Origin of the sequence: Tistrella mobilis, assembly GCF_039634785.1 — a bacterium.
Lineage (GTDB): Bacteria > Pseudomonadota > Alphaproteobacteria > Tistrellales > Tistrellaceae > Tistrella > Tistrella mobilis.
In genome coordinates, this window is the sequence record NZ_JBBIAB010000021.1 from 62,776 (window position 1) to 88,444 (window position 25,669).

Genomic DNA, 25,669 nt, shown 5'->3' on the forward strand with positions numbered 1-25,669 from the left:
CCACCGGGGGGTGACGATTTTCGACGACATGGCACCGAAGACACAGCTGCCGGGAGGTCCCGGCCCGTTCAGGCCGCCTCGGGCAATGGCAGCGCCACCCCATCCTCACTCCCGGCCTCGAACTCGGCCTCCAGCCCTTCCACCAGGCTGCCCAGCATCCAGAACAACCGCTCGCAGAGATTGGTTGCCAGGAGCAGGCGCCCGCGATCGGCCGGCGCCAGCGCCTCTTCCGCCGCCAGATAGCTGCTGCGGATGCGCCCCATGGTCTCGGCGCGATCGCCGGTCATCGCCCGCAGCAGCATCCGCTCGTCCGCATCGGCACTCTGCGCCACCTCGGCCAGCGTCATCACCACGGCATCGATGCCATCCAGCATGCCGCGCGAGACCCGCCCCATCACCCCCGGATCGGTCAGCCGGTCGATGAGCGTGCCGGCCAGCTCGGCGAAGGTGTGGATCACCCCGTCGAGACGCTGATGATTGGCCACCGCGCGGGCCAGCCGCTCATAGGCGGCAGCCGGGATGTCGGCGGCGCCGAGATCCCGCAGCACCTCGGCGATCCGCCCATGCAGGGTCAACAGCCCGTCGACCCGCTGGGCCATCGCCACCCTGCCGGCCGCCGGATCCCCCGGATCGGCCGCAATCGCCGACAGATGCGCCAGATGGGCGACCAGCCGGCGCTGCTCCAGAATGGCCAGATCGAGTGCACCGGCCGGGTCACGCAGCATGCCGTCTTCCAGAAACGCCGGCTGGGCATCCGCCTCCACCCGCGTCACCGGCCAGGACCGTGCCAGAACCGGCGCGATCCAGGGCAGCAGCAGGCCCGACAGCCCGGCCCCGATCAGATTGAACAGCAGAAAGGCCCAGGCGACGCTGCGCCCCGCGTCACCGGTCAGCGCCGCGATGGCGCCGATCGGACCGAAGCCGATCAGCCCCGCGCTTTCCGCCAGCAGCAGCGGCAGCGTCACCGCCGTGCCGACAAGGTTGACCAGCACCTGGAACATGGCGAGCTGGCGGGCGCGGCCGGTCATGCTGCGGGTCAGCAGCGCCATGTTGAGCGCCGTGCCGAAATTGGCACCGAAGGCGAGCGCGATCGCCTGTTCGGGCCCGAACAGGCCGGCACCGGCCAGCGAGATGCCGATCATGCCCACGGCCGACGACGACTGCACCGCCAGGATCAGCAGGGCGGCCGCCAGGAAGACCAGGGTGTCGTGGCCGCTGATCGCCGCCATGGTGCCGGTCACGATCTCCAGCCCGGCGATCGGCACCGTGCCCTGACGGAGCAAGCCCAGCCCGAACAGCAGCAGCCCGGCGCCGAACAGGGCCGAGAACTGGTCCCGCCAGGGCGCGAAGCGGGCGCGGGTCATCGCGATGCCCGACAGGCCGATGACGGCATAGACCACGATCCGGACATCGAAGGTCGCCACGAACAGCAGGCCGCAGACCCCGACATTGACGCCGGTCATGACCATCATCGCCCGTTCGGCCCGGATCAGCGCCGCACGGATCATGCCCGCCAGGATGAAGGTGGCGACCTGGGTGGACTGGGTGACGGCCGCCATCACCAGCCCCATGCCGGCCGCCTTCAGCGGGCCGTCGGTGCTGCGGGCCACCGCCACACGGACCCGGCGGCCCGCCAGGCGTTTCAGGGCGTCGCCCAGCGTGCGGGCACCGAGGAAGAACAGGCCCAGCCCGGCCAGGGCCGTGGTAACGTCGAGCAGCATTCCACCTGAGCCGCAGAAGATCGGGACCGGACCACCGGCCCCGCAGGCTGCGGAGTGTGCCGCACCGCCACACCTGCCGCAATCCTCACCCCGCAACGTCATTCAACTGTCATATACTGTCGGGACCGGACAAAATCCCTTGGGCAAAGAGCTGCCACCTGATATGGAATCCGGAACGGTTCCAGGGGCCGCGCGTCAGTGTTCTTGACGGCTACCGGCGGGCCCGGGCTCAAGTTGACGGGAGCGAAGATGCAGATCGAGCGTCAGTCCATCGGAACGGTCGTCGTCCTCAGCCCGAAGGGCCGGCTGGACGGCACCAGTTGTCCGGCCTTCGAAGCCGAGGTTCTGGCGGCGCTGGACTCCTCCGCGGGCCGGTTGGCGGTGGATCTTGCCGGGCTGGACTATATCAGCAGTGCCGGCCTCAGGGTGCTGCTGATCGCGGCCAAGCGGTCCAAGGCGAGCGGCGGCAAGGTCGTGTTGTCGGGCATGCGGCCCGAGATCCGCGAGGTCTTCGACATCAGCGGCTTCAGCGCGATCTTCCAGATCCTGCCGGGCCGGGACGAGGCGATCGCGGCTTTCGCCTGATCGCTCACCCCTCGCGCGGCCGGCGGGCCCGGCCGCGCCACACGCGCCCCGGATCAGGGAACCGCGCCATGACCGCAGTGACCGAACTGGCCCTTGCGGCCGATCTGAGCGAACTGACCCGGCTTGCGGATGCGATCGAGACCTTCTGCGACGCGCATGCGCTGCCGCCGGCGGTTTCGTACCAGATCTCGCTCGCGGCTGACGAACTGATCACCAATGTGATCAGCTATGGCTTTCCCGATGGCGCCACCGGCCTGCCGATCACGGTGCGGCTTGCCGCCGGAGAAGGCGACGGCGCCTCGGTCACCGTCGTGATCGTCGATGACGGCCCCGCCTTCGACCCCTTCGCCGAGGCCCCGCCGCCGGTGCTCGAGGGCAATATCGAAGACCGCCCGATCGGCGGCCTGGGCGTGCATCTGGTCCGCAGCATGATGGATCAGGTGGACTATGCCCGCATCGACGGCCGCAATGTGGTGACGCTCCGCAAGCAGATCCCGGCCGGCATGGCCGACGACTGATCGTCCACGACCGGATCATCGCATATCGGGCCCGGCATCGCCGGGCCCGTTTTGGTTTCGGCCTTCGTTTTCCGCCCGCTCCCGCCCCGGTTTCCGCAGGCCGCTCCCCTTTCGACGCCACTGCGCTGCGCAGCACTGTTGTTCTCTGCCGAAAAGATGGGCAGGATTCAGGTGGGGAGCGGCCGGTTTCCGGGGAAGATCCGGCCGCAGATCGATGGCACGGCATTTGCTGGTCATGCCGTCGAACGTCAACACGGCGGAGGATGCTCTCTTGAGCAATACGACTGACATCCGGATCTTCGACGAGATGAACGGCTGGGCGACGGCGGGGACCGATGCGCCCGAAGAAGCCTGCACACCGGACGAAGTCAGGTCACCGGAGGACGTCAGAGCTGCCTATGCGGAAATCAGAGCCTGGTTGACACAGACACCGCATGACCGCCTGCAACTGAAGCGCCGCGAGGCCGAGGTGCTGTTCCGGCGGATCGGCATCACCTTCGCGGTCTACGGCGAAGGTGGCGACCCGGAGCGCATCCTGCCCTTCGACCTGGTGCCGCGGATCGTGACGGGCGAGGAATGGTCCACCCTGTCCCGCGGCCTGGCCCAGCGCGTCCGGGCGCTCAACGCCTTCCTGACCGACATCTATCATGGCCAGGATATCCTGAAAGCCGGCATCGTTCCGCCGGATCTGGTGCTGCGCAATGTGGGCTATCTGCCGCAGATGCAGGGGCTCAAGGTGCCCGGCAATGTCTATACCCACATTGCCGGCATCGATCTGGTGCGGACCGACGAGAACGATTTCTTCGTGCTGGAAGACAATGTCCGCACGCCCTCGGGCGTGTCGTACATGCTGGAGAACCGCGATGTGATGATGCGGCTCTTCCCCGATCTGCTGTCGGCGCATCAGGTCCGCCCGGTCGACCACTACCCGTCCAGCCTGCGCGACACGCTCTGCTCGGTGGCGCCGCCGAACATGGCCGCCGGCCAGCCGACGGTGGTTCTCCTGACGCCCGGCATCTACAACAGTGCCTATTACGAGCACACCTTCCTGGCCGACCAGATGGGTGTCGAACTGGTCGAGGGCCCCGACCTCTTCGTCTCGGAAAACAAGGTCTTCATGCGGACGACCGAGGGGCCGAAGCGGGTCGACATCATCTACCGCCGCATCGACGACGCGTTCCTGGACCCGCTGGTCTTCCGGCCCGACAGCCAGCTGGGCGTGCCCGGGCTGATCGACGCCTATCGTGCAGGCAATGTGACGCTTGCCAATGCCGTGGGCACCGGCATCGCCGACGACAAGATGATCTACACTTTCGTGCCGGATATGATCCGCTTCTATCTGGGCGAGGAGCCGCTGCTCAACAACGTGCCGACCCGCTGGTGCGGCCGGAACGACGACTGCCGCTATGTGCTGGAACATCTGGACGAACTGGTGGTGAAGGAGGTCCGCGGGTCGGGCGGCTACGGCATGCTCGTCGGCCCGAAATCGACCCGCGCCGAACAGGCGGCCTATGCCGAGCGGATCAAGGCGAACCCGGAAGACTTCATCGCCCAGCCGACCCTGGCCCTGTCGACCTGCCCGACCCTGGTCGAGGAAGGGGTGGCCCCGCGCCATGTCGACCTGAGGCCCTTCCTGCTGGTCGGCGCCAACGGCGTTTCGCTGGTGCCGGGCGGGCTGACCCGCGTGGCGCTGAAGAAGGGCTCTCTGGTGGTGAATTCCAGCCAGGGCGGCGGCACCAAGGACACCTGGGTGCTCGCCCGCTGAGGCGCCGCCCGGCGCCCGCCGTCAGCCCTGCCGCAGGGCCGTTCCGGCGGCCCTCTCGACCGATCTTCCCGGGGAACCCCCTCGATGCTCAGCCGTACCGCCGACAATATCTACTGGCTCTCCCGCAATATGGAGCGGGCGGAAAATCTCGCCCGTATCATCGAAGCCGCCCATCGCATGGCCCTGCTGCCCTCATCCGCCGCTGAGGGCGGCTATGACGAGTGGAAGTCGGCCCTGATCAGCGCCGGTGTCGCCGGCGGCTTCGTGGCCCGCCATGGCGAGGAGGCCGTCGATCAGCGCCGGGTGGTGGACTACATCGCCTTCGATCGCGACAACCCGTCGAGCATCCGCAGCTGTATCGAAAACGCCCGCCGCAATGCCCGTTCGGTGCGCACCGCCCTCACCTCTGAAATGTGGGAGAGCATCAACAGCACCTGGATGGAGATGAACCGCCTCGACCCGTCCGCCATCACCGGCACGGAGCTGCGCAACTTCCTGGACTGGATCAAGGAACGCGTCACCCTGTTCCGGGGCAGCGCCTACGGCACCATGATCCGTGACGACGCCTATGCCTTCGTGCGGCTTGGCACCTATGTCGAACGCGGCGACAACACCGCCCGGATTCTGGACGTGAAATACAACATCCTGCTGCCGCCGGAAGAGACCGTCGGCGGCGCGGTGGACGAATACCAGTGGATGTCGATCCTGCGGGCGGTCTCGGCGCATCGCTCGTTCCACTGGCTGTACCGGACCAATGTCCGGCCCTGGCTGGTGGCCGAGTTCCTGATCCTGCGGCCCGAGATGCCGCGATCGCTGGTGGCCTGCGTGGGAGAGGTCGATACCCAGCTGGACTACCTGGCCAAGCTCTATGGCCGCAGGGCCGAATGCCACCGTCAGGCCGGCCAGCTTCACGCCCAGCTGACCTATGGCCGGACCGAGGACATCTTTCAGGCCGGCTTGCACGAGTTCCTGACAGACTTCATCATGCGCAATGCGCGGCTCAGCGACGAGATTCAGCGCTGCTATCTGTCTTGACCGGGATCTGCGGCGGGTATACCCCGTCGCTCCCGTCCATATCGTCGAGGGATTCATGCGCCTGACCGTCGAGCACCAGACCATATACACCTATGGGCGGCCCGCCCGGTATGCGATCCAGGCGCTGCGCCTTACCCCGCCCGACCTGGCGGCCCAGCGTGTGATCTCGTGGCGGATCGAGGTCGAGCCCACTGCCCATCTGGTGCCGCTCACCGACGGTTTCGGCAACCGCGTCCATCAATTGACCCTCGATCGCGACCACGACCGGCTGGCGGTGACGGTACGCGGGATCGTCGAGACGACCGACACCGCCGGGGTCGTCGGCGGTGACCTGCCCGACACGCTGTCGCCCGAGGTGTTCCTGCGCGAAACCCCGCTGACCACGGCCGATGACGCGCTGAAGGCGATCGCCGACCAGGTCCGCCCGGTGCTGGAGGCCGAAGGGGCGGTGGCGGCCATGCATGCCGTCCTGCGCCTGACCGCGGGGCGCGTGGCCTATGTCAAGGGTGCCACCGATGCCCGCACCACCGCCGCCGAGGCGCTGGCCCACGGACGCGGCGTGTGCCAGGACCATGCGCACGTCTTCATCACTCTGGTGCGGGAGCTGGGCATTCCCGCCCGCTATGTCAGCGGCTATCTCTCGCCCAATGACGACGACCATGCCGAAAACCCGGGCAGCGAAGCCAGCCATGCCTGGGCGGAAGCCTGGCTGGACGGGCTGGGCTGGGTCGGCTTCGATCCGTCCAACGGCATCAGCCCGACCGGATCCTATATCCGCCTCGCCCACGGTCTCGACTATCTGGATGCAGCGCCCGTGCGCGGCATCCGTATCGCCGGCGACGAGGAACACCTCGCCGTCCGCGTCCACGTTACGGAACAGGCCCAACAATGAAGGCGGGACGAAGCCGGGTTCCGACAGCCCGCCCCTTCGACACCGCGCCCCTCACACGGATCCCCACCCTCATGACATACTGCGTCGGATTGAAGATGCGCGCCGGACTGGTGATGCTCTCCGACACCCGGACCAATGCCGGCGTCGACAACATCTCGACCTATCGCAAGACCACGCTCTGGGGACGCCCCGGCAAGTCGGTGCTCTGCCTGACCGCTGCCGGCAACCTCGCCATCACCCAGGCGGTGGTCAATCGCCTGCGGCGCGGGCTGGAAGACGGCCGCCACCTGGACGATGCCCCGGACATGGTTTCGGCAGCCGAAATCGTCGGCGAGTCGATCCGGGCCGTCCACCGTGCCGACGGCCCGGCGCTGGAAGCCCATGATACCGCCTTCAACGTCACCTTCCTGCTCGGCGGCCAGATCCGCGGCGGCGAGATCCGTCTGTTCCAGATCTATTCGGCCGGCAATTTCATCGAAGCGATGAGCGATACCCACTACCTCCAGATCGGCGAACACAAATACGGCAAGCCGATCCTCGACCGGGTGATGGGGCCGGAGACCCGCATTCACGACGCGATCAAGCTGGCCATGATCTCGATGGACAGCACCTTGCGCAGCAATCTGTCGGTGGGCATGCCGATCGATCTGACCGTGATCCGCACCGACACCTTCGAATACGACCTCGAGCGGCGGATCGACGAGACCGATCCCTATTTCCTTTCCATCCGCCAGCGCTGGTCCGAGGCCTTGCGTGCGGCCTATCTGGATCTTCCCGATCCGGAGTGGTGACAGCGCCCTTCAACGACGCCGCATGAAAAAGGCCCCGATCCCGCCAGGGATCGGGGCCTTTCCTTATGACGGGCGGCCTCAGCGACGGCTGATGACCCACACCGCATGGATGATGCCGGGCAGCCAGCCAAGCAGCGTCAGCAGGATGTTGATCCAGAAGTGCTTGGTCAGGCCGACCTCCAGCAACACGCCCAGCGGCGGCAGGATCACCGCGACGATGATGCGGAACAGGTCGCCCAGAAAGCTGTCGTTGCGTCCCTCCATGGATGGACCTCCGTCTTTCGGGAAAGGCGGCTCGCGCAGGGTGCGAAAGCTGACCGATATGTGAGGAGGGCGGCCGGTCACGTCGACCGTACCGCCCCGTGATATTTTTGCGACGGGAACCGTCGGGGTGGCGATCAGTCGCCGATGTCGATGTCGTCCTTGTCGGTCAGCGCGCCGGTCAGGCCACCGGCCGCACCGCCGACCAGGGCGCCGCCAAGCACGCTGCCGCCCGTGGCGGCACCGATCGCGGCACCCGCACCGGCACCCAGGCCGGCACCGGTCAGGCCGCGGCGTTCAGGCGAGTTACCGCAGGCAGCCAGGGCAAGGGCCGCAACACAGACGGCGGCGGCGGCAAGGGCTTTGGGGCTATGCTTCATGGCGGACATGGTTTCGGTGCTCCTCCTTCAGGGGACCGTCGCCGGGAATGGGCCAGCCATTGCATGATCTGGTTGCAAGAGCGGTGCGCATCGGGGGACGCGCGGGCCGGTTCGACGATCTGTGGCGCCACGGTCGATGTCTTGACATCAGCAGGTCGTGTGCGCCTCGGCTATGAGGAGAATGTAGGGGCGACCGCCTTCGATTGCATGAAACAAAGATGGGGCCTTGAACAGCCGCATCTTCCTCTACACCACAATACTCAGCGACACGCCACGCCCTTTTCATGACACACTGGACAGGCGGTGTGCTTTACAGCACGTGGCGTGGCGGGATCTGTGTCATATTCAGTACGCAGGGAACTTTATGGCGGATGGGCCGACAGGGTCAGTCGGCAGTAATCCGGTAGCCGACACCCGGCTCGGTGCGGATCAGGTCCAGATCCCCGGCGCCGCGGTCCAGCTTGCGGCGCAGGCGGCTGATCAGGGTCACCACCGTGCGGTCGGACACCGCATCCGCCCGCTTCGACACCACTTCCAGCAGATATTCCCGGGTGACGGGCCGACCGCCCGCCTGGACGATGGCGGCCAGCAGGTCGAATTCCCCGCGGGTCAGCCGCACCACCTCCCCATCCGGATCGGCGATTTCGCGGCGGGTGAGGTCGATGGTCCAGCCGCGAACATGGCGGATGTCTGCGCCGATCGTCTCGGGCACCATGCGCCGGCGCCTCAGGACCGCGCGGACCCGGGCGGTCAGCTCCCGCAGGCTGAAGGGGCGGACCAGGAAGTCGTCGGCGCCCATGTCGAGGCCGATCACCCGTTCCACCTCGTCATCACGCTTGCTGACGAACACGAGACCGGGCTGACCCTGCGCAAGAATCCGCCGGCCCAGCGCCAGGCCGTCGACGGTGCGACCATCGCAGTCAAGCACCACCAGATCCACCGGCCGTTCGGCAAGCTGATCACAACTTGCGCGATTGGCGATCAGGGCGGCAGATATTAATCCTGAAGTTTTAAGGTAGTCGGCAATGCGACGCGCCTCGCCGATGTCTTCCGACAGCACGGCAACGCGATCTCTAGGTTCAGACGGAAGTGCCGCCCCGTTATGCCGCAGAGTCACGCCTCTGCCCCCGATCCATCCCGCACGGCGGATAGTCCTCCGCCAGCCTCTACCCTTGGACTGCTTGTTATCTCGCCTTATATACCGGGGCGCCGAAGCTTGCATCCTGAAAAGGACGTCAGGCGGGTCAGACCACCACCGATGGCCTGACGAACGCAACGCTTCGCGCAACAGGCGCGACCTTCCGGCCACAGCCGGCATGGCATCGTACGTCAATGCGCATGATATCTTGCATGTCGCATAAACGGCCATTGACCCAGGCAGTGGTGGGATTTACCAAACAGGTCGATCATAGCGTTGAATGCGAAAGCGGGCGCGTGCGGGCCCCGCAACAAAGGGCCCATCGCGGCGGGAACATGGACAAGGGCACAGCCTCTCACGATCAGGTGACGGACGAATTGCGCAAGCGCATTGGCGACATCATCGACCATGCCTGGCGGGATGCGGAATTCCGCGCCCTGTGCAGGACGGATCCGCGTCAGGCCCTGGCGGCCCATGGCATCGACCTGCCGGCCGATGTCAGCCTCGTCGTGGTCGAAAACACGCCGGATCGCGTGCATCTGGTCATTCCGCCGGTCACCCAGGATACCGACGGAGGCGATCTGGCGGACGATGCCCTCGATGCCGTCGCCGGCGGCGTCGGTGGTCCGGTCGTTGCACCTGTTGGAGACGACATGCTGTTGGTTTTCGGCTCCGACGGCGTGACATTCACTCTGGGCGGAAGGTGACAGGTCGTGAGTGAAGTGACCCGGATGCTGGCCGATCTGCTGCGCCGTGCCGCCAGGGACGCCGCCCTTCGCGACCGGCTGAAGGCTGATCCGGCCGCTGTCCTCGCCGAAGCCGGGCTGGACGTTCCCGAAGGCTGCGAGGTTGTGGTGCTGGAAGACCGGCGTGACCGGATGCATCTGGTTCTGCCCTCGCCGCTGATGGCCTATGACGACATCGACCAGGCCGCCGATGTCGGCGGCGATGTGGTCACGGTCGGCGATGCGGCCTTTGCCGCGGGTCTCTTCCCGAGGACCGACAGCAGCCGATGAGCGCCGGGTCCCCGATCCGGCACCGGCCAGGCCGGCAGCCCCATGCCTGGCCCTTTGCCGTCATCCTCACCGCTGTCATGGCCGTGACCACGCCGGCCGGTGCACAGACCCTGCGCGAAACCCTGGCCGCCGCCTATCTCGCCAATCCGGATCTGGCGGTCGGGCGGGCACGGCTCGACGTCGTCAACGAGCAGCGCCCGCAGGCGCTCGGCGGTTTCCTGCCCAGCCTGTCGGCCTCGGCCAGCCGCGACGTACAGGACCTGACCTATGACGGCGTGGTCAACCGCACCAATCGCCAGGACCAGCAGGCGCTGACCCTGAACCAGCCGGTCTATAGCGGCGGCGCCGCCTCCGCCGGGCTCGACCGGGCCGAGAACACCATCAGGGCCGAGCGGGCCCGCCTCAGAACCACCGAGGGCGAGGTGCTGCTCGCCGCAGTCACCGCCCATGTGGATGTCGCGCGGGACCTGGACGTCCTGAACCTGAACCGCCAGGCCCGTGACCTGCTGGTGCGACGGCTGGATCAGACCCGCGCCCTCCACGATCTGGGCGACGCCACGGCCGCGGATCTTGCCCAGGCCCGTGCGCGCGTGGCCGATGCCGAGGCACGGGTGGTCGCCGCCGAAGCCGCTCTCGCCAAATCGCAGGCCACCTATCTTGCGGTGACCGGCCAGGAGCCGACGGATCCGGCCCCGGCCCCCTTGCCCGCCCATCTGCCCGACACCCTGGGCGCCGCCCTGCTCCGTGCCAGGGAAGCCAATCCCCAGATCGTGGCCGCCGGTTATGACACCGAGGCGGCGACGGACGGCATTGCGGTCAGCCGCGGCGCCCTGCTGCCCAAGGTCTCCGTCACCGGAAGCCTCAGCCGCAATCGCTCCAGCCTTGATGTCAACCCGCGGGAGACCGAAGCCGCAGCGGTCGGCCTGCAGCTGACGGTGCCGATCTACAGTGCCGGCATCGCCGAGAGCCGGCTGCGCGAGGCCCGCAAGACCGCCGCCGAAGCCCGCCTCTCCCGCATTGCCACCGAACGCAGCATCGTGGAGCGGACCGAGCGGGTCTGGCGCGACATGCTCGCGGCCCGTGCGGCCATCGTCGCGCGCGAAGCGCAGGTCGAGGCGGCAACCACCGCACTCGACGGCGTCGCGCGCGAGGTCGATCTGGGCCGGCGGCCGCTGATCGACCTGCTCGATGCCCAGCGCGACCTGCTCGATGCGAGCGAGGCGCTTGCCGGCGCGCGCCGCGACGTGGTCGTGGCCGCCTTCGGGGTTCTGGCGGCGACCGGCGGGCTGGAAGCGCGCGCACTCGCGCTCGATGTGCCGTATCATGATCCGACTGGCGATTATGAGGCGGTCAAATGGCGCGTGTTCGTAAACCCGGTCACCGGGGAATAGAGACGGCATCGGCATGGCTTCTGGCGATGCTGATCTGCAATGCCCTGCCGCATATCGCCCGCGCCGAAGAGATCTATGGCTCCACGCTCGATGCCCAGGCCCATGCGGCGCGCGCTGCCGCGGCCGAAGACGGGGTCGAAGTCTCACAGCTCGCCGAGGCCTTCTGTGCCGTCTATCCGGACCTCCGCGGCGGCGGTCTGCCGTCGCCCGCAGCACGGCACGCCCTTGAACCTTTGATCACCCTCGGCCTGGATGGTGCGCTCACCGCCGCCCGGCATCTTCACGATGCCGCCATCCGCCAAGCCCCCGGCGACAAACCGCCCTTCGCCGATGGCGATCTGTTCTCCAGCCTGTTCGAGGGCGCCACGAGCTGCCGTGTCGGCGCCGTGACCCTGGCGCGCAACACCGCCTCGGTCGAGCTGCGCTATGCCTACGAGGCCGGCACGCTGATGACCGGCTGGACCGATCGCCTGTCGATCCTGCGCGGCGATGACGGCTGGCGGATCGATGACGTCGTCTATGACGGCCGCTGGGATTTCGCCAACACCGGCAGCCTGCGCGGCATGATCGAGAGTGCCGCTGCAGCCGAGGCCGGTCTGCCGACGGCGGATTGACGGTCGTGTCCCCTGGCTGAGGGCCTACAGCAGCTGGCGCCGGGCCAGGGCCGCGAATTCGCCGTCCAGCGCCATCAGGCTGCGATAGTCGCCCTGCTCCACCAGCCGGCCCGATTTCATGACATAGATCTGATGGGCGTCCTGAATGGTCGACAGGCGATGCGCGACCACGATCCGGGTCATGTTCAGCTTCGAAATGCTGTCATTGACGATCGCCTGGGTGCGGTTGTCGAGCGCGCTGGTCGCCTCGTCCAGCACCAGGATGCGTGGCCGGTGGACCAGGGCCCGGGCGATCATCAGCCGCTGGCGCTGCCCGCCCGAGAGTGTGCCGCCACCTTCCGACAGCACCGTGTGCATGCCCATGGGCAGGGCCCGGATATCCTCGTCCAGGCCTGCAAGGCGCGCCGCCGCCCAGGCATCGTCCTGGGTCAGCGGCCAGGAGCCGACGATGTTGTCGAAAATGCTGCCCGACATCAGCCGGCCGTTCTGCAGCACCACGCCGATCTGCCGGCGGAGTGCCGTCAGGTCCAGGCCGGCCTGATCCATGCCGTCGAAATAGACACCGCCCGATTGCGGCAGCTCGAAACCGAGCAGCAGGCGCAGCAGGGTCGACTTGCCCGAGCCGCTTTCGCCGACGAAGGCGATATAGCCGCCCGATTCGATCGTCAGCGACAGATCGTCCAGCACCGGCGGCGCATCGGGTGCGTAAGCGAAGGTGACGTGAGAGAACTCGATCCGGCCGGTGATCTCGCCCGGATGGGCCCGGTCGGGGGTGATCTCGGGCATCTCGGTCAGGATCGGCGTCACCCGTTCGTAAAGCGGGACGATGGCGAGCACGGTGCCGGCCGTCGCGACCAGAGAGGTCATCGCCATGGTCAGCTGGCCGAAAGCGGCAGTGAAGGCCATGAACGGGCCGATGCCGAATTCCGGCCGACCGTCGGGCCCGGTCAGCAGGGTCGCGACCGAGAGATAGACCGCCAGCGTGCCCAGCACGGGGAAAAGCTGCGCCAGCGCCCCCTGGGCCGCCGCATTCAGCCGCACCCGATAGGTCAGCCGCTTGCGCACCGAAAACTCTTCGGCCCAGCGGGCGAAGGCGCGCGGTTCAGCAGCAGACACACGCAGCTTGGACAGCCCGGTCAGCAGCTGGAAGACCAGCCCCTCGATCCGCCCGCCCAGGCTGAGCAGCGCCCGCTGATCGGGCAGCTGGATCCTGAGCAGAATGCCCGTCACCAGCACCTGGACCAGCAGTACGCCCAGTGCGACCAGGGCGAGCTTCGCGCTGTACCAGAACAGCAGGGTCAGGCTGACCAGCGAAAACAGGGCATCCAGCCCCACCTGCAAGGCCGAGCCGGTCAGCAATTCACGGATCGCCGAGACGCTGTTGGCACGATCGGCCAGATCGCCGCCGGTGAACCGGCGGAAGAAGGGTGCCGGCAGGGCAAGCAGCCGGTCCCAGACCGCCGATTGTACCGAGCTGTCCATGGTCGCCTGCAGCCGCAGCAGCGCAATGCCGCGCACCACGGCGAAGGTCAGGATGCCGACCGCACCCGCCAGCAGTGCCAGCACCACCCAGAGATGGGTCTGCAGATCGGCCCGCGGAATGACATTGGAAAACAGCGCCCCGCTGGCGATCGGGGTCAGCAGGCCGGTCAGCGCCGCCAGCAGCCCGCAGGCCATGATCGTGCGGACATCGCCTTTCAGGCCGTACAGGCCGAACCGCCAGACCTCTCCCACCGACATCGGCTTGGCCGGGAACGGCCGGTAGAGCATCCAGCCCTCGCCGCTCAGGCTGTCGACCTCGGCACGGGTGACCGGTCGGCCCGGCCCGTCCGGCCCGTCGGTCTCGGGATCGACCAGCCGCCAGCGGCCATCGGCAGCGGGCAGCAGGGCCACGGGTCGGCCGCGCTCCCCCGCCCCGGTCTCACCGATGAAGGCGACCAGGGGTGCGCCCGGACGGCGCCACCAGTCGCCGGTCAGCGTCACCCGCCGACAGCGCAGCCTCAGGCTCTGGGCGATGTCGAGCACCCGTCTGCCGCGCGGCTTCGCGCCGCGCGAGGCCGGATCGATCCCGGTCTCGCGGGCCACACGATCGACCGCGGCAATAAGCGGGCCGGCACCCTCGGCAAGGCCGGCCGTCTCCGTCTGCCCGTGGCGGTCGAGCAGGCGCCCGATGCGGCCGAGCGAGGTCTCGAACCGGCGCCGGCTGGCGTCCCGACGGGTTTCCAGCCGGCCGCCATCCTGCTCGGCCGCCTCGGCAAGCCGCCGGGCGGTGGCCGTCAGCACCATGTGGTGGAAAGCGTCCAGCGCCTCCCAGGCCATGTCGCGGAACAGCACCGTCGGCGTATAGGCCGGCGAGAGGATCGCATCCTCGGCCGTCTCGACCCAGAGATGGCGGGCGACCGGTATCGGCGGGTCATTGCGGCCGTATTCCAGCTCCGGCAGGCCCATCAGCCGCACCCGGCCGCTGTTGCACTGAACCCAGATCACGTCTTCGGGCTGCGGCCCCAGCACCCGACCGGCCGGCACCTCCTGGCCCGGCTCGGCTTCCAGAAGCTCGGCCGCGCGGGCACCGGCGCCTGGCACCGCAAGCCCGGCCATATGGCCGATCCAGCGGTCCAGCCAGTCGACCACGATCAGGTCGAAATCGCCCTCGGCAACGTCGGCGCGCTTCGCCTCGAAGAGTTCGGTACCCATCACGGCGACGGCGCGGAGTGCCAGATCGGCCCCCTCTTCCGCCGCGACCAGCGCCCCTGCCGACGGCACCAGGCCGGGCGAGAACACCAGCTCGCCGGCCGGCACCCGGCCGACATGAATGCCGACGCCGATCACCTCGCCGTCACGCACCGGCACGGCATAAAGATCGACCGCACCTTCCAGCACCAGCCAGATGAGATCGGGCCGGTCGAGCAGGAAGGGATTGTGATAGCCGACCTGGCGCCGCACGCCGTCGATCTTGGCCAGCAGCTCGGCCTTGGCCTCGACGAGTTCCGGATCGATCGCCGGCAGACCGGCGCTGTCAGACGATGCCGCGGTCATCCGCGCCCCCTGGCCGCATCGGCCTGTTCGGACCGGATCAGCCGCGCATAGGGGCCGTCCTCGCGGATCATATCCTCGTGCCGGCCGCGCTGGGCGATACGCCCCCGTTCCAGCACGATGATCTCGTCGCAATCGCGGATGGTCGACAGCCGGTGGGCGACGATCAGGCAGGTGCAGCCGCGGTGGCGCAGGCGCTCGTCGATGATCTTCTCGATCTGGGTGTCGAGCGCACTGGTCGCCTCGTCCAGGATCAGCACCGCCGGGTCGCCGACCAGCGCACGGGCGATCTCCAGCCGCTGACGCTGGCCGCCGCTGAAATTCGCGCCGTTCTCGGCCACGGGTGAGTCGTAGCGGCCGGGCCGTGCCTCGATCAGGTCCAGCAGCGCCGCGTCCCGCAGCGCCCGGGTGACGGCGGCCTCGCTGATCGTATCGTCCCACATGGTGACGTTCTCGCGCACCGTGCCCTCGAACAGGAAAATGTCCTGGTCGACCGAGGCGATGGAGCCGGCGAAATAGGCATGGGGCAGGTCTTCGGCTGGGATGCCGTCGAACAGCACCCGCCCGCTCCACGGACGGTAAAGTCCGCAGACCACACGCGCCACGGTGGACTTGCCGCTGCCCGATCCACCGACCAGCGCCACGCGCTGGCCCGGGCGGATGGTCAGGGAGAAGTCGTCGATCAGCGGCGCTTCGGCCTTGTTGTAGCCGAAGGTCAGATTCTCGATCCGCACCTCGCCGCGCAGACGCTGCGGCAGCCTGCGGCCCGAGGGCGCATCGATCCGCATCACCTTTTCGGTGGTATCGAGCGTGGGATCGACGTCATAGCGCAACACGTCGTCGATGCGCGCCACCTGGCCCTTGATCCCATGCAACTCGCCGCCGAACTGCATCAGCCCGGCAATCGGCGCCGAAAAGCTGGCGAGCAGGCTCTGCACCGCCACCAGGCCGCCGACCGTGATGGCGCCCGACATCACCTCCAGACCGCCGATGCCCAGGATCACGGCCGAGGTGAGTGCCGCCATGAAAGCCGGCACCGCATTGACCCACGAGGTGATGCGGCCCACCTGCTGCAGGGCGTTCAGATAGCGGGCATGGACACCCGCCCAGCGGGCGAAGAAATCGCTCTCGCCGCCGCTCGCCTTCAGGGTCTCCAGCAGCTGGATGCCGCTCATGGAGGTCGCCGCCAGGGCGCCCTGTTCGCGGGCAAGACGCCGGCCGCCATCTTCCCGCGCCCGCTGGGCCAGCTTCAGCACCACCGCATTGACCAGGGCGAGGCCGATGCCCACAGCCCCCAGCAGCGGCGAATAGCCGATCATGACCACGGCATAGAAGACCATGGTGACCAGCCCGACCGCATTGGTCGCAAACTCGCCCGACAGCAGCTGGGCGATCCGGTCGCCGGATTCCACCCGCATCGCCACGTCGCCGTGGTAGCGCTGAAGGAAGAACTCCACCGGCAATCGGAAAACATGCCAGAGCAGCTTGGCCGAGCCCGAAATCGCCAGCTTCAGTTCCAGCCGGGCCAGATAGCGCATCTGCGCCCAATCGAGCCCGGCCCGGATGATCGCGGTCAGCCCGATGCCGATCAGCAGCGGTTTCAGCCAGTCCTGCTCGTCGCCGATCAGCACGCCGTCGACGAAAAGCTTGGAGAAGACCGGCAGCGCCAGCCCCGGCAGCACCAGCATCAGGGTCAGCATCAGCACCATGGCGAGTGCCGGGCCGCTGCCGCGCAGCCTCTCGGCAAAGGCCTTGAACAGCCCCGGCGGGCGACCGCCGCGCTTGAACTCCGGCGTCGGGCGGAAGGCCAGACACACGCCGGTGAAGCCCTGGTCGAATTCCTCCACCGTCATCGCCCGCGGCCCCATGGCCGGATCATTGATCCAGACCCGGTCGCGCTTCGCATCCACCCCTTCCAGAACCACGAAGTGGTTGAAGTTCCAGAACACGATCATCGGGAAGGGCAGGTTGACCACGCTGTCGGGCTCGCGCCGGTAGCCGCGGGCCTCGAAGCCGTAGCGGCGCGCGGCCCTGAGCAGATTGGCGGCCTTGGAGCCGTCGCGCGACACGCCGCATTCCCGGCGCAGCACCTCGAGCGGCAGCCAGAGCCCGTGATGGGCCATGATCATGGCAAGCGAGGCGGCTCCGCATTCGGTCGCCTCCATCTGCAGGATGGTCGGCACACGGAAGCGACGCCCGCCCTGCGGCGCGTTGGGCTTGATCAGGCTTTCAGGAGCGGCGGGCGCCGCGGCAGGCGCGGTCACAGCCCGGTCCACTCCTTGAGCAGCGGGATCACCATGTCGATCGGCCGCTCGGTCGCGGTCTCGACCTCGACCGAGGCCAGCGTACCGGCCGAAAGCGCAAGATCGCTGCCCTTGGACGAGGTCCAGCGATAGCCCGAGGTGCTCGACGGATCACGATCAATGCGGACCCGGGCCAGGAAGGGCGGGCCCGCCTGAACGAAACTCTCCACCAGCCCCGGATTGTCCACGATCGCCCGGATACCGTCGGAAGAGACCGGGAAATCCGACACCGAGACCAGTTCGCCGGTCAGCGTGCCGAAGCTCTCGCGCGGCGCCGTCGATGGGCTGATCTGCACCGGCATGCCCGGCCGGATCGCCTTGCCGTCGGCCGGCGGCACGAACATCACCACTTCCAGCGTCTCGCCGCCGGTCTGCAGGGCCAGCACCGCCTGGCCGGCGCTCAGCTGGGCGCCGGGCAGCTGCTTGATCTCGGTCACCCGCCCCGTCTCGGGTGCCGTCACCACCGCGCCGCGGGCGGCCCGGGCCTCCAGCTCGGCAACACGGCGCTCCGCCTCGGCGATCGCCTCGTCGGCCTCGCGGCGGCGGCGCTCGGCGGCGATCTCGGCCTCGATCTTCCGCGAACGGAGATCGGCGGTGCCGCTTTCCACCTCGGCCAGATCCTGGCGGGCCTGGGCGACCTCGTCCCGGGCCCGGGCGAGCGCATCACGCGTCACCACCTTCTGGGCCAGCAGGGCCTCCAGATCCGAAAGACGCCCCTGCTGATAGGACAACCGGCTGCGCGCGGCATTGAGACGGGTGTCCAGCGCCTCGCGCTGGGCGGCCAGGCTCGCCTCCCGCAGGCGCGCTTCATCGGCAAGATCCTGCTCCAGCCGGGTGCGGGCATCGCGGCGTTCCGCCACCACCGCCCGCAGATTTGCAAGTTGCAGGGAAAGGTCCGGGTTGGAGATCCGCGCCACCGGCTCACCGGCCGTAACCTCGTCTCCCAGCCCGACCAGAAGCTCGGACAGCGTCCCCGCCCCAAGCGCCGGGGCATCCAGAACCCGGCCGCCCTCGGCGATCAGCAACCCCTGCCCGGCCTTGCGCACGGGGATCGCCCCCACCACCGACCAGACCACGACCCCGGCCATCGCCGCCGCCACGACAAGCGCCGCCGCCCAGCCCCGCGGGCTGGCGACGGTCAGTGTCTGATCAAGCTGTTCGGGGGAAGACAGACGGTCGAGGGCCGCCTTCCGGAAAATACCGCTGGCATTCATCGTCGGACCGACATCACCCCCGTACCCGCATCCCGCCCCAAAGCTAGCCGCCAGGGCCAATGCTGTCCATCGACCGCCGAACCTTCCCTGCCGACGGCAGCTCTGCAAGCGCTGACGTTGACCGGATCAATCATTGTTGACGTCGCCACCCTCGAGCCCCGCGGTGAAGCCGCCAAGCCGTCCGCTCGGCTTCGGTCGGGGTTCCAGCGGCAGGGCCGGCTGTTCCTGATCGGCGGCATAATCGGCGATGCCGCGCCCCTGCCCCAGCAGGCCGGCGGCTTTCAATTCGTCCAGCCCCGGCAGGTCGGCCAGCGACGCCAGGTCGAAATGATCCAGAAAATGGGGCGTCGTTGCCCATTCGAGCGGCCGCCCCACCGCCTGCCGCCGGCCGCGGGGGCGCACGAAACCGGTTTCGATCAGCAGGTCCAGCGTCCCGCGCGCCAGGGCCACGCCGCGGATTTCCTCGATTTCGGCCCGGGTCACCGGCTGGTGATAGGCGATGATCGCCAGCACCTCCAGCGCCGCCCGCCCCAGCCGGCGCGGCTCCACCACCCGCGCCTGCAGATGGGGGGCCAGATCGGGGGCGGTACGGAAGGCCCAGGCGTCGTCGCGGCGCACCAGCTCCACCCCGCGCCCGGCATAATCGGCGGCCAGACTGTCCAGCACGGCATCGATCGGGGCCCCCGCCGGCAGATACTCGGCCAGCCGGTCACGGCCGAGCGGCTCGGCGCTGGCGAACAGCACCGCCTCGATCACGCGGCGCGCATGGGCGAAACGCTCCGTGTCGTCATCGCTCATCTCCGCCCTCCTCGTCATCCGTCTGGATCTCGTCCATGGGGGCCCGGGCGTCCGGATGCACCATCAGCGGCCCGCCGCCCTGCCTCTGCGCCACCGCAAGCCGGCCCTGACGGGCCAGTTCCAGCACCGCCACGAAGCTGGCCGCCAGGGCAGAGCGTCGCTCCAGCCGTCTGGCGCGCGCGGCCGCCGCCTCGGCCGCCGCCAAGGCCAGCGGGTCGCCCGTCGCCGGCAGCGGCCGGGGGGCCGGCAGATCGGGCAGAAGGCCGATCAGCGGCACCCAACGCCGCGGCAGCCCCGGCAGCAGGGTCCCCAGCCGTTCGATCGCCTGATCGATGGTCATCAGCCGCGACGGGGTCACCGTCAGCACATTACGAAAGCGCCGCTCCGCGATCCGGGCATAGGCGGCGATCAGGTCGCCATAGCCGTCGGTCGCCTGACGCTCCACGATTCTGACCGCCGCCCCTGCCCCGCCCGCGGGAAACCGGTCCAGCAGCAGCCGCGGCCGGGCGCGCAGCGCCTCGCCCGCCCGCCGCATCGCCTCCAGCCGGCGCAGCCGCAGGGCCAGGGCCGCCGCCATCTCCTCGGCCGACGGCTCGTCTTCATCCGCAGACGGTGCCTCGTCCGGCAGCAGCAGGCGTGATTTCAGGTAGGTGAGCCAGGCGGCCATCACCAGATAATCCGCCGCCAGTTCCAGATGGCGGCGGCGGGCCTCGGCGATGAAGCCCAGATACTGATCGGCCAGCCGGGTGATGGAAATCTTCTGCAGATCGACCTTCTGGTCGCGGGCGAGCGACAGCAACAGGTCGATCGGCCCTTCGAAACCGTCGAGGTCCAGCACAAGCTGCATCGGACGCGGCGGCGACGCCGCATCCGATGCCGTCATGTCCGATATGGGGCCATGCCCGATGTCGCCGGCCATGTCACCGGCCCCCGAACCCGGTCAGTCGCCGATCAGGCCGGCAAGCGCCTTGCGATCGGCCGCAACGTCCAGCTGGGCCAGGCGTCGCTTGGCCGCCCAGGCGGCCGCTGCCGTCAGCCGCCGCCGGGCTTCGGCCGTCACCAGCGGCGCCGCTTCCAGCACCGCACGGGTCTCGGCCGTGTTGCCGTTGCAGTGGAGCACCGCATCACAACCGGCCGCCAGCGCCGAATTCGCCCGCCAGGACATGTCGCCCTCCAGCGCCGCCATGCAGACGTCGTCGGACAGCAGCACGCCGTCGAAGCCGATTTCGCGGCGGATCACTTCGTCGATCACCTTTGCCGACAGGGTCGCCGGCAGATCTGGATCGATCGCCGGATAGGCGACATGGGCGGTCATCGCCCAGGGCAGGCGGTTGAGCGCCAGGAAGGGAGCGAAATCGGCTGCCCGAAGCGCGTCCAGATCGGCATCGACCACCGGCAGTTCCGCATGGCTGTCGGTCTCGGCCCGGCCATGGCCGGGGATATGCTTCACCACCGGCTGCACGCCGGCCTCGCCCAACCCCGCCGCCATGGCGCCGGCCAGCGCCGCCACCTTGACCGGATCGGCGCAAAAGGCGCGGTCGCCGATCACTTCATGGGCGTGGGCGAAGCGGATATCGGCCACCGGCGCACAATTGACGTCGATGCCGAGCGCGATCAGGTCGTGACCGATCAGCCGTCCGGTCAGCCGCGCCGCGGTCAGCCCCGCGGCCGGATCCTTGGCATGCAGACGGCCGATGGCCCCTGCCGGCGGCACCATGCCCCAATGCGGCGGCTTCAGCCGGCGGACGCGGCCGCCCTCCTGGTCGATCAGGACGGGGGCGTAGGGATTGCCCGCCGCCGCACGGAATTCGGCCACCAGTGCCGACAGCTGCTCGGGTTCGTCGACATTGCGGGCGAACACGATCAGCCCCAGCGGGCGTTCGCCGGCGATGATCGCCCGTTCCTCTGCCGTCAGCTTCAGCCCCTGGCAGCCGATGATGATCGGGCGCAGATCGGCCGGACACGAGGGGGTTGCGGGCGTGCTCATGGTGCCACCGGGAAGCAGGCGAGCTTCGCCTGGGCAAAGCGGCCGCAGAGCGCCTTGGCGGCGGCACCGTCGGCCAGCGGACCGGCCTGGAGTCGATACAAGGTACCCTTGTCCTTCACCTTGACCGGAACGATCACCGGCTGCAGGCCGGCGACCAGTTCCTTGTTACGGGTGCGCAATGTGTCCCAGCCCTTGCGCGCGCCGGCCTCGTCGCCGAAGGCACCCAGCTGAACCTTCCAGCCGGCCAGCGAGGCCGTCGCATCGGCGCCGGTGCGCACGTCGCGCAGATCCGGAGACTTCGGCGGCTCGACAGGCTTCGGGGCTTCGGCCGGCTTCGTCTGCTCGACGGGCTTGGCCTGCTCGACGGGTTTGGCGGGCTCCACGGGCCTGGCCGGCTCGACCGGCTTCGGGGCCTCGGGGGCGGGTTTCGCCTGTTCCACCGGTTTCGGCGTCTCGGCAGGCGCCTGCGGCTGCGGCTGGGCGGGAACCGGCGCCGCCTGGGCCGGCGCCTCCTGCACGGCCGGCTGCTCCGGTGTCTGGTTCTGGGCCTGCGCGACCTCCTGCCCGGCCGCGTCCGGCGCCTCGGCCACCAGCGCACCTTCATCCGGTTCCGGCAGGATGGGGTCCTCCGGCGGCGGCATCAGCCGCTCCACCGGCGCCCGCTCGGGCTCGGTTCCGGTTTCGGTGCCGCCGCCGAGCGCGTCGTAGACGGTCTTGTCGCGATGCGGCACTTCCATGCCGCCCGGATCCTTGGGCAAGGATTTCATCGGTGTCTGATCGGCGGTGATCAGCGGCGGCGGGGCATCACGCATCGACACGTCGCGCTGATCGAAGGCGTACCAGACCAGGCCGCCGAACAGGATCAGCGCCGCCGCCACGGCGACCGGACGCAGGCGATGGCGCCGCGGCAGCGGGACATGGCCGGCGGGTTCGAAGTCGTCGTCGCGCGGCGGCCGCGGCCCTGCGGCGGGCCGGCGCGGCTCGGCGCGAAGCCCGCCCTCGTCGTCGCCGTTGAGCGGCGGTTGCGGCATCAGTGCAGCTCCTCGACCGGTTGCACACCCATCACGCCCAGCCCCGAGGCGATCACCAGACGGGCGGCCTCGATCAGTGCCAGGCGGGCGGCGACGATCTCGGGATCGTCAGCCACGATGATCCGCAGGCTCTCATCCTCTCGGCCTTTCGTCCACAGTCCATGAAGTTCTGCGGCCAAGTCCTGGAGATAAAAGGCGATTCGGTGTGGCTCATGTGCATCGGCCGCGCCCTGCACCACCCGCGGCCATTCGGCCAGGCGGCGGATCAGGCCCAGTTCGGCATCATGGGTCAGACGATGAAGCGGTGCGGCATCGGCGGCCGGCGCCTCGATGCCCATCTGGTCCTTCGCATTGCGCTGGACGGATCGGGCACGGGCATGGGCGTACTGAACGTACCAGACCGGGTTGTCGCGCGACTGCTCGGTGACCTTCGCGAGGTCGAAATCGAGCGTCGCATCGTTCTTGCGGGTCAGCATGATGAAGCGGACCACATCGCGGCCGACCTCGTCCACAACCTCGCGCAGGGTGACGAAGGTGCCGGCACGCTTGGACATCTTTACCGGCTCGCCATTGGCCATCAGATTGACCAGCTGGCAGAGCTTGACGTCGAGTTCGGCCTCGCCGCCCGAAATCGCCTTCACGGCGGCCTTCATCCGCTTGACATAGCCGCCATGATCGGCGCCCAGAACGTCGATCTGTTCCGGCCAGCCACGACGGTATTTGTCGAAATGATAGGCGATGTCGGCGGCGAAATAGGTATAGGCGCCGTCGGACTTCTTCAGCGCGCGGTCGACATCGTCGCCGAAATCGGTGGCGCGGAACAGGGTCTGCGGGCGCGGCTCCCAGTCGTCGGGCAGCTTGCCCTTGGGCGGCTCCAGCACGCCTTCATAGATGTGCCCGGCCTGGGTCAGCGCCGCCAGGGCGGCATCGATCGCCCCGTTGTCGTGCAGCACCTTTTCCGACGAAAACACGTCGTGGCGCACGCCCAGCGCCGCCAGATCGTCGCGGATCAGGGCCATCATCGCCTCGACGGCACGGGCCTTGAACACCGGCAGCCATTCGCTGTCGGGGGCTGCCGCCCAGCGGTCGCCGAATTCGGCGGCCAGCGCCTGGCCCAGCGGCACCAGATAATCGCCCGGATAGAGGCCGGCCGGAATCTCGCCCACCGTCTCGCCAAGCGCCTCGCGGTAGCGGATATGGACCGACCGTGCCAGCACCTCGATCTGGCTGCCCGCATCATTGATGTAGTATTCGCGGCAGACGGTATAGCCGGCCTTGATCAGCAGGCTGGCCAGCACGTCGCCGACCACGGCGCCACGGGCATGGCCGACATGCATCGGCCCGGTCGGGTTGGCCGAGACATATTCGATATTGACCCGCCGGCCCGCGCCGGCAGTCAGATCGCCATAGGCGGTCCCGGCGGCCAGCACGCTCCGCACCACGCCCTGCCAATAGGCGGGCGACAGGCGCAGGTTCACGAAGCCGGGGCCGGCCACGTCCACCGTCTCGACATCGCCGTCGGCGCGCAGCCTCTCGGCCAGCGCCTCCGCAATGTCACGCGGTTTCATGCGGGCCGCCTTGGCCAGCACCAGGGCGGCATTGGTCGCGAGATCGCCATGGGCGGCATCACGCGGCGGTTCCACGGAGATGTTGGCGGTGTCCAGATCGGCCGGCAGGCGGCCCTCGGTCCCGAGCGCCCCGACGATGCCGGCGATTCTGGCGCGAAACTCTTCGAAGACGCTCACGTCACGTCCTGACGAATGGGTTGAACAACTTTTCGTACTCGTCGCGGGCATGCCTGTCGGTCATACCCGCAACATAGTCCACGACCACGCGGGCGGTGGCGGCATTCCCCGGCCCTTCGGCCCGTTCACGCCAGCCCTCGGGCAGGCATTCCGGCTCGGCCAGGAACAGCGCCACCAGATCCCGCACCACCCGGCGCGCCTTCGACGTCATCCGGTTGACCCGGACATGGCGATAGAGCGCGCCGAACAGATAGGCTTTGATCGCGTGCCTGTCTTGGTCCATCTCGGCGGAAAACGCAACCGTCGGCGCGCCCAACGCCCGTGCATCATCCGCATGGGCGATGCCCGCCGCAGCGATCCGCCGCCGGGTTTCCGTGATCAGATCCGTGACCATGCGATCGATCAGGCGGCGCAGAAGTTCGCCGATCAGCCGGCGCTGTTCAAGCCCCGGATACGCGGCCACCAGCTGCTTCAGCAGCGGCCCCGCCAGCGGCTGTTCCGCCACATCCGCAATCGACAGCAGCCCGGCCCGGAGCCCGTCGTCGATGTCGTGGGTGATATAGGCGACGTCATCGGCCAGGGCCGCCACCTGCGCCTCGATCGACGGCCAGCCGTCCAGATCCAGCGGCTTGATGCTGCTGATCGCGGCCAGGGTCTCGGTCACCACCGGCGGCTTGGGGCGGGGATCGGCCAGCGGCCCGGTCATGGGCCCGTTATGCTTGGCGATCCCCTCGATGGTTTCCCAGCTGAGGTTCAGCCCGTCGAAGGCGGCATAGCGCCGCTCGAACATGGTGATCACCCGAAGCGCCTGGACATTGTGGTCGAAACCGCCGAAATCCGCGGCCGCCTGGGCCAGCGCTTCCTCGCCGGCATGGCCGAAGGGCGGATGGCCCAGATCATGGGCCAGCGCCACCACCTCGGCCAGATCCTCATCAAGGCCCAGCACCCGGGCGATGGTGCGGCTGATCTGCGCCACCTCCAGGCTGTGGGTCAGGCGGGTGCGGTAATGGTCGCCCTCGTGGCTGACGAAGACCTGGGTCTTGTACATCAGCCGGCGGAAGGCCCGGGCGTGAACCACCCGGTCGCGATCCCGCTGAAAAGGCGAGCGGATCAGGCTTTCGGGCTCGTCGATCAGCCGGCCGCGGGTCGGGCGGCAGGCATAGGGGGCGAGACGGGACGAGCTGTCCCGGGGGTCGGCTGCGGCCATGATCTCCTCGTCGACCTCTCGGCGGTGCCGGCGCCGGGGCGGCCCGGTCAGGCCCTTCCACCCGGTCAGGCCCTTCCAGGCTACGCCGAAGCCGGAAGCCCATCAACTGCCCGAGGGCAACCGCCCAGGGCTATCGCATTTGCCCGATGACGGATCGGGCGAATGCGTCGGACCATCCGGATCGCTTTCGCTTGCGACGGATGGAGATGGACGGCCTGGCCGTTTTGAGGACGTTGAGGGCGAG

General features: G+C 68.6%; 23 protein-coding genes and 1 pseudogene. 10 read left to right on the forward strand and 14 right to left on the reverse strand.

All coding sequences use genetic code 11. The features are described from left to right. Window positions 1-68: 68 nt before the first annotated feature. A complete protein-coding gene (locus WI697_RS22525; protein ID WP_345960001.1) occupies window positions 69-1,721 on the reverse strand; it encodes a Na/Pi cotransporter family protein in 1,653 nt (550 codons plus the stop codon). Window positions 1,722-1,970: 249 nt separating this feature from the next. Here WI697_RS22525 and WI697_RS22530 point away from each other — a divergent pair, with 249 nt between their 5' ends. From WI697_RS22530 to WI697_RS22555, 6 genes are all read left to right on the forward strand, one after another. After that, window positions 1,971-2,306, forward strand: a complete 336-nt coding sequence (locus WI697_RS22530) for an STAS domain-containing protein (protein WP_014745045.1) — start codon at window positions 1,971-1,973, stop codon at window positions 2,304-2,306. 68 nt (window positions 2,307-2,374) lie between these two features. Then, window positions 2,375-2,824, forward strand: coding sequence for an ATP-binding protein (locus WI697_RS22535; protein WP_345960002.1), 450 nt, complete (start codon window positions 2,375-2,377; stop codon window positions 2,822-2,824). 307 nt (window positions 2,825-3,131) lie between these two features. Further along, entirely contained in the window at window positions 3,132-4,589 is a 1,458-nt protein-coding gene (locus WI697_RS22540) for a circularly permuted type 2 ATP-grasp protein (RefSeq protein WP_062761356.1), read from the forward strand. A gap of 84 nt (window positions 4,590-4,673) precedes the next feature. Further along, window positions 4,674-5,624 (forward strand): alpha-E domain-containing protein, encoded by a 951-nt coding sequence (locus WI697_RS22545; protein WP_345960003.1) that lies wholly within the window; start codon window positions 4,674-4,676, stop codon window positions 5,622-5,624. Between the two features lie 55 nt (window positions 5,625-5,679). Next, window positions 5,680-6,516 (forward strand): transglutaminase family protein, encoded by an 837-nt coding sequence (locus WI697_RS22550; RefSeq protein WP_345960004.1) that lies wholly within the window; start codon window positions 5,680-5,682, stop codon window positions 6,514-6,516. A 71-nt stretch (window positions 6,517-6,587) separates the two neighbouring features. Then, the gene (locus tag WI697_RS22555; protein WP_062761339.1) at window positions 6,588-7,307 is read left to right on the forward strand and encodes a peptidase; all 720 of its coding nucleotides are present in this window, start codon (window positions 6,588-6,590) and stop codon (window positions 7,305-7,307) included. Between the two features lie 78 nt (window positions 7,308-7,385). Here WI697_RS22555 and WI697_RS22560 read toward each other — a convergent pair whose 3' ends face one another. The 3 genes from WI697_RS22560 to WI697_RS22570 all read right to left on the reverse strand — a co-directional run bounded on the left by WI697_RS22560 (window position 7,386) and on the right by WI697_RS22570 (window position 9,008). Beyond that, window positions 7,386-7,571 carry a YqaE/Pmp3 family membrane protein gene (locus WI697_RS22560; RefSeq protein ID WP_014745039.1) on the reverse strand — a complete coding sequence of 62 codons (186 nt, stop codon included), beginning with the start codon at window positions 7,569-7,571 and terminating at the stop codon, window positions 7,386-7,388. Window positions 7,572-7,705: 134 nt separating this feature from the next. Further along, the gene (locus tag WI697_RS22565; RefSeq protein ID WP_014745038.1) at window positions 7,706-7,957 is read right to left on the reverse strand and encodes a hypothetical protein; all 252 of its coding nucleotides are present in this window, start codon (window positions 7,955-7,957) and stop codon (window positions 7,706-7,708) included. Window positions 7,958-8,333: 376 nt separating this feature from the next. Next, window positions 8,334-9,008 carry a response regulator transcription factor gene (locus tag WI697_RS22570; RefSeq protein WP_197465008.1) on the reverse strand — a complete coding sequence of 225 codons (675 nt, stop codon included), beginning with the start codon at window positions 9,006-9,008 and terminating at the stop codon, window positions 8,334-8,336. 290 nt (window positions 9,009-9,298) lie between these two features. Between WI697_RS22570 and WI697_RS22575 the strand changes: the two genes are divergently transcribed. The 4 genes from WI697_RS22575 to WI697_RS22590 are packed head-to-tail and all read left to right on the forward strand — an operon-like array spanning window position 9,299 to window position 12,107. Beyond that, complete coding sequence (locus WI697_RS22575) at window positions 9,299-9,793, forward strand: NHLP leader peptide family RiPP precursor (protein WP_345960005.1); 495 nt, start codon at window positions 9,299-9,301, stop codon at window positions 9,791-9,793. A 6-nt stretch (window positions 9,794-9,799) separates the two neighbouring features. Further along, window positions 9,800-10,102, forward strand: coding sequence for a hypothetical protein (locus WI697_RS22580; RefSeq protein WP_345960006.1), 303 nt, complete (start codon window positions 9,800-9,802; stop codon window positions 10,100-10,102). Then, the gene (locus tag WI697_RS22585) at window positions 10,099-11,493 is read left to right on the forward strand and encodes a TolC family outer membrane protein (protein ID WP_345960007.1); all 1,395 of its coding nucleotides are present in this window, start codon (window positions 10,099-10,101) and stop codon (window positions 11,491-11,493) included. The genes WI697_RS22580 and WI697_RS22585 overlap by 4 nt, the downstream gene beginning before the upstream one ends. A gap of 26 nt (window positions 11,494-11,519) precedes the next feature. Then, complete coding sequence (locus WI697_RS22590) at window positions 11,520-12,107, forward strand: YqhG/Tai3 family protein (protein WP_062761344.1); 588 nt, start codon at window positions 11,520-11,522, stop codon at window positions 12,105-12,107. Window positions 12,108-12,131: 24 nt separating this feature from the next. Here the strand turns inward: WI697_RS22590 and WI697_RS22595 are convergent, their stop codons facing one another. The 10 genes and pseudogenes from WI697_RS22595 to WI697_RS22640 all read right to left on the reverse strand — a co-directional run. Beyond that, on the reverse strand, window positions 12,132-15,143 hold the full coding sequence (locus WI697_RS22595) for an NHLP bacteriocin export ABC transporter permease/ATPase subunit (protein ID WP_345960008.1): 3,012 nt from the start codon (window positions 15,141-15,143) through the stop codon (window positions 12,132-12,134). Beyond that, window positions 15,140-17,404, reverse strand: coding sequence for an NHLP family bacteriocin export ABC transporter peptidase/permease/ATPase subunit (locus WI697_RS22600; protein ID WP_345960009.1), 2,265 nt, complete (start codon window positions 17,402-17,404; stop codon window positions 15,140-15,142). The genes WI697_RS22595 and WI697_RS22600 overlap by 4 nt, the downstream gene beginning before the upstream one ends. Next, entirely contained in the window at window positions 17,401-18,657 is a 1,257-nt protein-coding gene (locus WI697_RS22605) for an NHLP bacteriocin system secretion protein (protein ID WP_345960010.1), read from the reverse strand. Before WI697_RS22605 ends, WI697_RS22600 begins: the two co-directional genes overlap by 4 nt. 126 nt (window positions 18,658-18,783) lie before the next feature. Next, window positions 18,784-19,455 carry an SMC-Scp complex subunit ScpB gene (gene scpB, locus WI697_RS22610; protein ID WP_345960011.1) on the reverse strand — a complete coding sequence of 224 codons (672 nt, stop codon included), beginning with the start codon at window positions 19,453-19,455 and terminating at the stop codon, window positions 18,784-18,786. Further along, complete coding sequence (locus WI697_RS22615; protein WP_345960012.1) at window positions 19,445-20,374, reverse strand: segregation and condensation protein A; 930 nt, start codon at window positions 20,372-20,374, stop codon at window positions 19,445-19,447. The genes scpB and WI697_RS22615 overlap by 11 nt, the downstream gene beginning before the upstream one ends. Before the next feature lie 21 nt (window positions 20,375-20,395). After that, window positions 20,396-21,442 carry a beta-N-acetylhexosaminidase gene (gene nagZ, locus WI697_RS22620; RefSeq protein ID WP_062761348.1) on the reverse strand — a complete coding sequence of 349 codons (1,047 nt, stop codon included), beginning with the start codon at window positions 21,440-21,442 and terminating at the stop codon, window positions 20,396-20,398. Next, window positions 21,439-22,473 (reverse strand): SPOR domain-containing protein, encoded by a 1,035-nt coding sequence (locus tag WI697_RS22625; protein WP_296712198.1) that lies wholly within the window; start codon window positions 22,471-22,473, stop codon window positions 21,439-21,441. The genes nagZ and WI697_RS22625 overlap by 4 nt, the downstream gene beginning before the upstream one ends. Further along, window positions 22,473-24,218, reverse strand: coding sequence for an arginine--tRNA ligase (gene argS / locus WI697_RS22630; protein WP_014745025.1), 1,746 nt, complete (start codon window positions 24,216-24,218; stop codon window positions 22,473-22,475). Before argS ends, WI697_RS22625 begins: the two co-directional genes overlap by 1 nt. A 1-nt stretch (window position 24,219) precedes the next feature. Further along, window positions 24,220-25,425, reverse strand: a complete 1,206-nt coding sequence (locus WI697_RS22635) for a deoxyguanosinetriphosphate triphosphohydrolase (protein ID WP_345960013.1) — start codon at window positions 25,423-25,425, stop codon at window positions 24,220-24,222. A gap of 130 nt (window positions 25,426-25,555) precedes the next feature. Beyond that, window positions 25,556-25,669 (reverse strand): annotated as a pseudogene (locus WI697_RS22640) (ISAs1 family transposase); the annotation flags it as partial.

Excerpts from the sequence above, each read along its gene's own strand:
- WI697_RS22585 (WP_345960007.1), top strand. The coding sequence starts at position 10,099 with ATGAGCGCCGGGTCCCCGATCCGGCACCGGCCAGGCCGGCAGCCCCAT.
- WI697_RS22605 (WP_345960010.1), bottom strand. The coding sequence starts at position 18,657 with ATGAATGCCAGCGGTATTTTCCGGAAGGCGGCCCTCGACCGTCTGTCT.
- WI697_RS22575 (WP_345960005.1), top strand. The coding sequence starts at position 9,299 with ATGTCGCATAAACGGCCATTGACCCAGGCAGTGGTGGGATTTACCAAA.
- WI697_RS22550 (WP_345960004.1), top strand. The coding sequence starts at position 5,680 with ATGCGCCTGACCGTCGAGCACCAGACCATATACACCTATGGGCGGCCC.
- WI697_RS22565 (WP_014745038.1), bottom strand. The coding sequence starts at position 7,957 with ATGTCCGCCATGAAGCATAGCCCCAAAGCCCTTGCCGCCGCCGCCGTC.
- WI697_RS22560 (WP_014745039.1), bottom strand. The coding sequence starts at position 7,571 with ATGGAGGGACGCAACGACAGCTTTCTGGGCGACCTGTTCCGCATCATC.
- WI697_RS22540 (WP_062761356.1), top strand. The coding sequence starts at position 3,132 with ATGAACGGCTGGGCGACGGCGGGGACCGATGCGCCCGAAGAAGCCTGC.
- WI697_RS22625 (WP_296712198.1), bottom strand. The coding sequence starts at position 22,473 with ATGCCGCAACCGCCGCTCAACGGCGACGACGAGGGCGGGCTTCGCGCC.
- WI697_RS22535 (WP_345960002.1), top strand. The coding sequence starts at position 2,375 with ATGACCGCAGTGACCGAACTGGCCCTTGCGGCCGATCTGAGCGAACTG.
- WI697_RS22615 (WP_345960012.1), bottom strand. The coding sequence starts at position 20,374 with ATGGCCGGCGACATCGGGCATGGCCCCATATCGGACATGACGGCATCG.
- WI697_RS22595 (WP_345960008.1), bottom strand. The coding sequence starts at position 15,143 with ATGACCGCGGCATCGTCTGACAGCGCCGGTCTGCCGGCGATCGATCCG.
- WI697_RS22635 (WP_345960013.1), bottom strand. The coding sequence starts at position 25,425 with ATGGCCGCAGCCGACCCCCGGGACAGCTCGTCCCGTCTCGCCCCCTAT.
- WI697_RS22525 (WP_345960001.1), bottom strand. The coding sequence starts at position 1,721 with ATGCTGCTCGACGTTACCACGGCCCTGGCCGGGCTGGGCCTGTTCTTC.
- WI697_RS22555 (WP_062761339.1), top strand. The coding sequence starts at position 6,588 with ATGACATACTGCGTCGGATTGAAGATGCGCGCCGGACTGGTGATGCTC.
- scpB (WP_345960011.1), bottom strand. The coding sequence starts at position 19,455 with ATGAGCGATGACGACACGGAGCGTTTCGCCCATGCGCGCCGCGTGATC.
- WI697_RS22530 (WP_014745045.1), top strand. The coding sequence starts at position 1,971 with ATGCAGATCGAGCGTCAGTCCATCGGAACGGTCGTCGTCCTCAGCCCG.
- WI697_RS22545 (WP_345960003.1), top strand. The coding sequence starts at position 4,674 with ATGCTCAGCCGTACCGCCGACAATATCTACTGGCTCTCCCGCAATATG.
- WI697_RS22590 (WP_062761344.1), top strand. The coding sequence starts at position 11,520 with ATGCTGATCTGCAATGCCCTGCCGCATATCGCCCGCGCCGAAGAGATC.
- nagZ (WP_062761348.1), bottom strand. The coding sequence starts at position 21,442 with ATGAGCACGCCCGCAACCCCCTCGTGTCCGGCCGATCTGCGCCCGATC.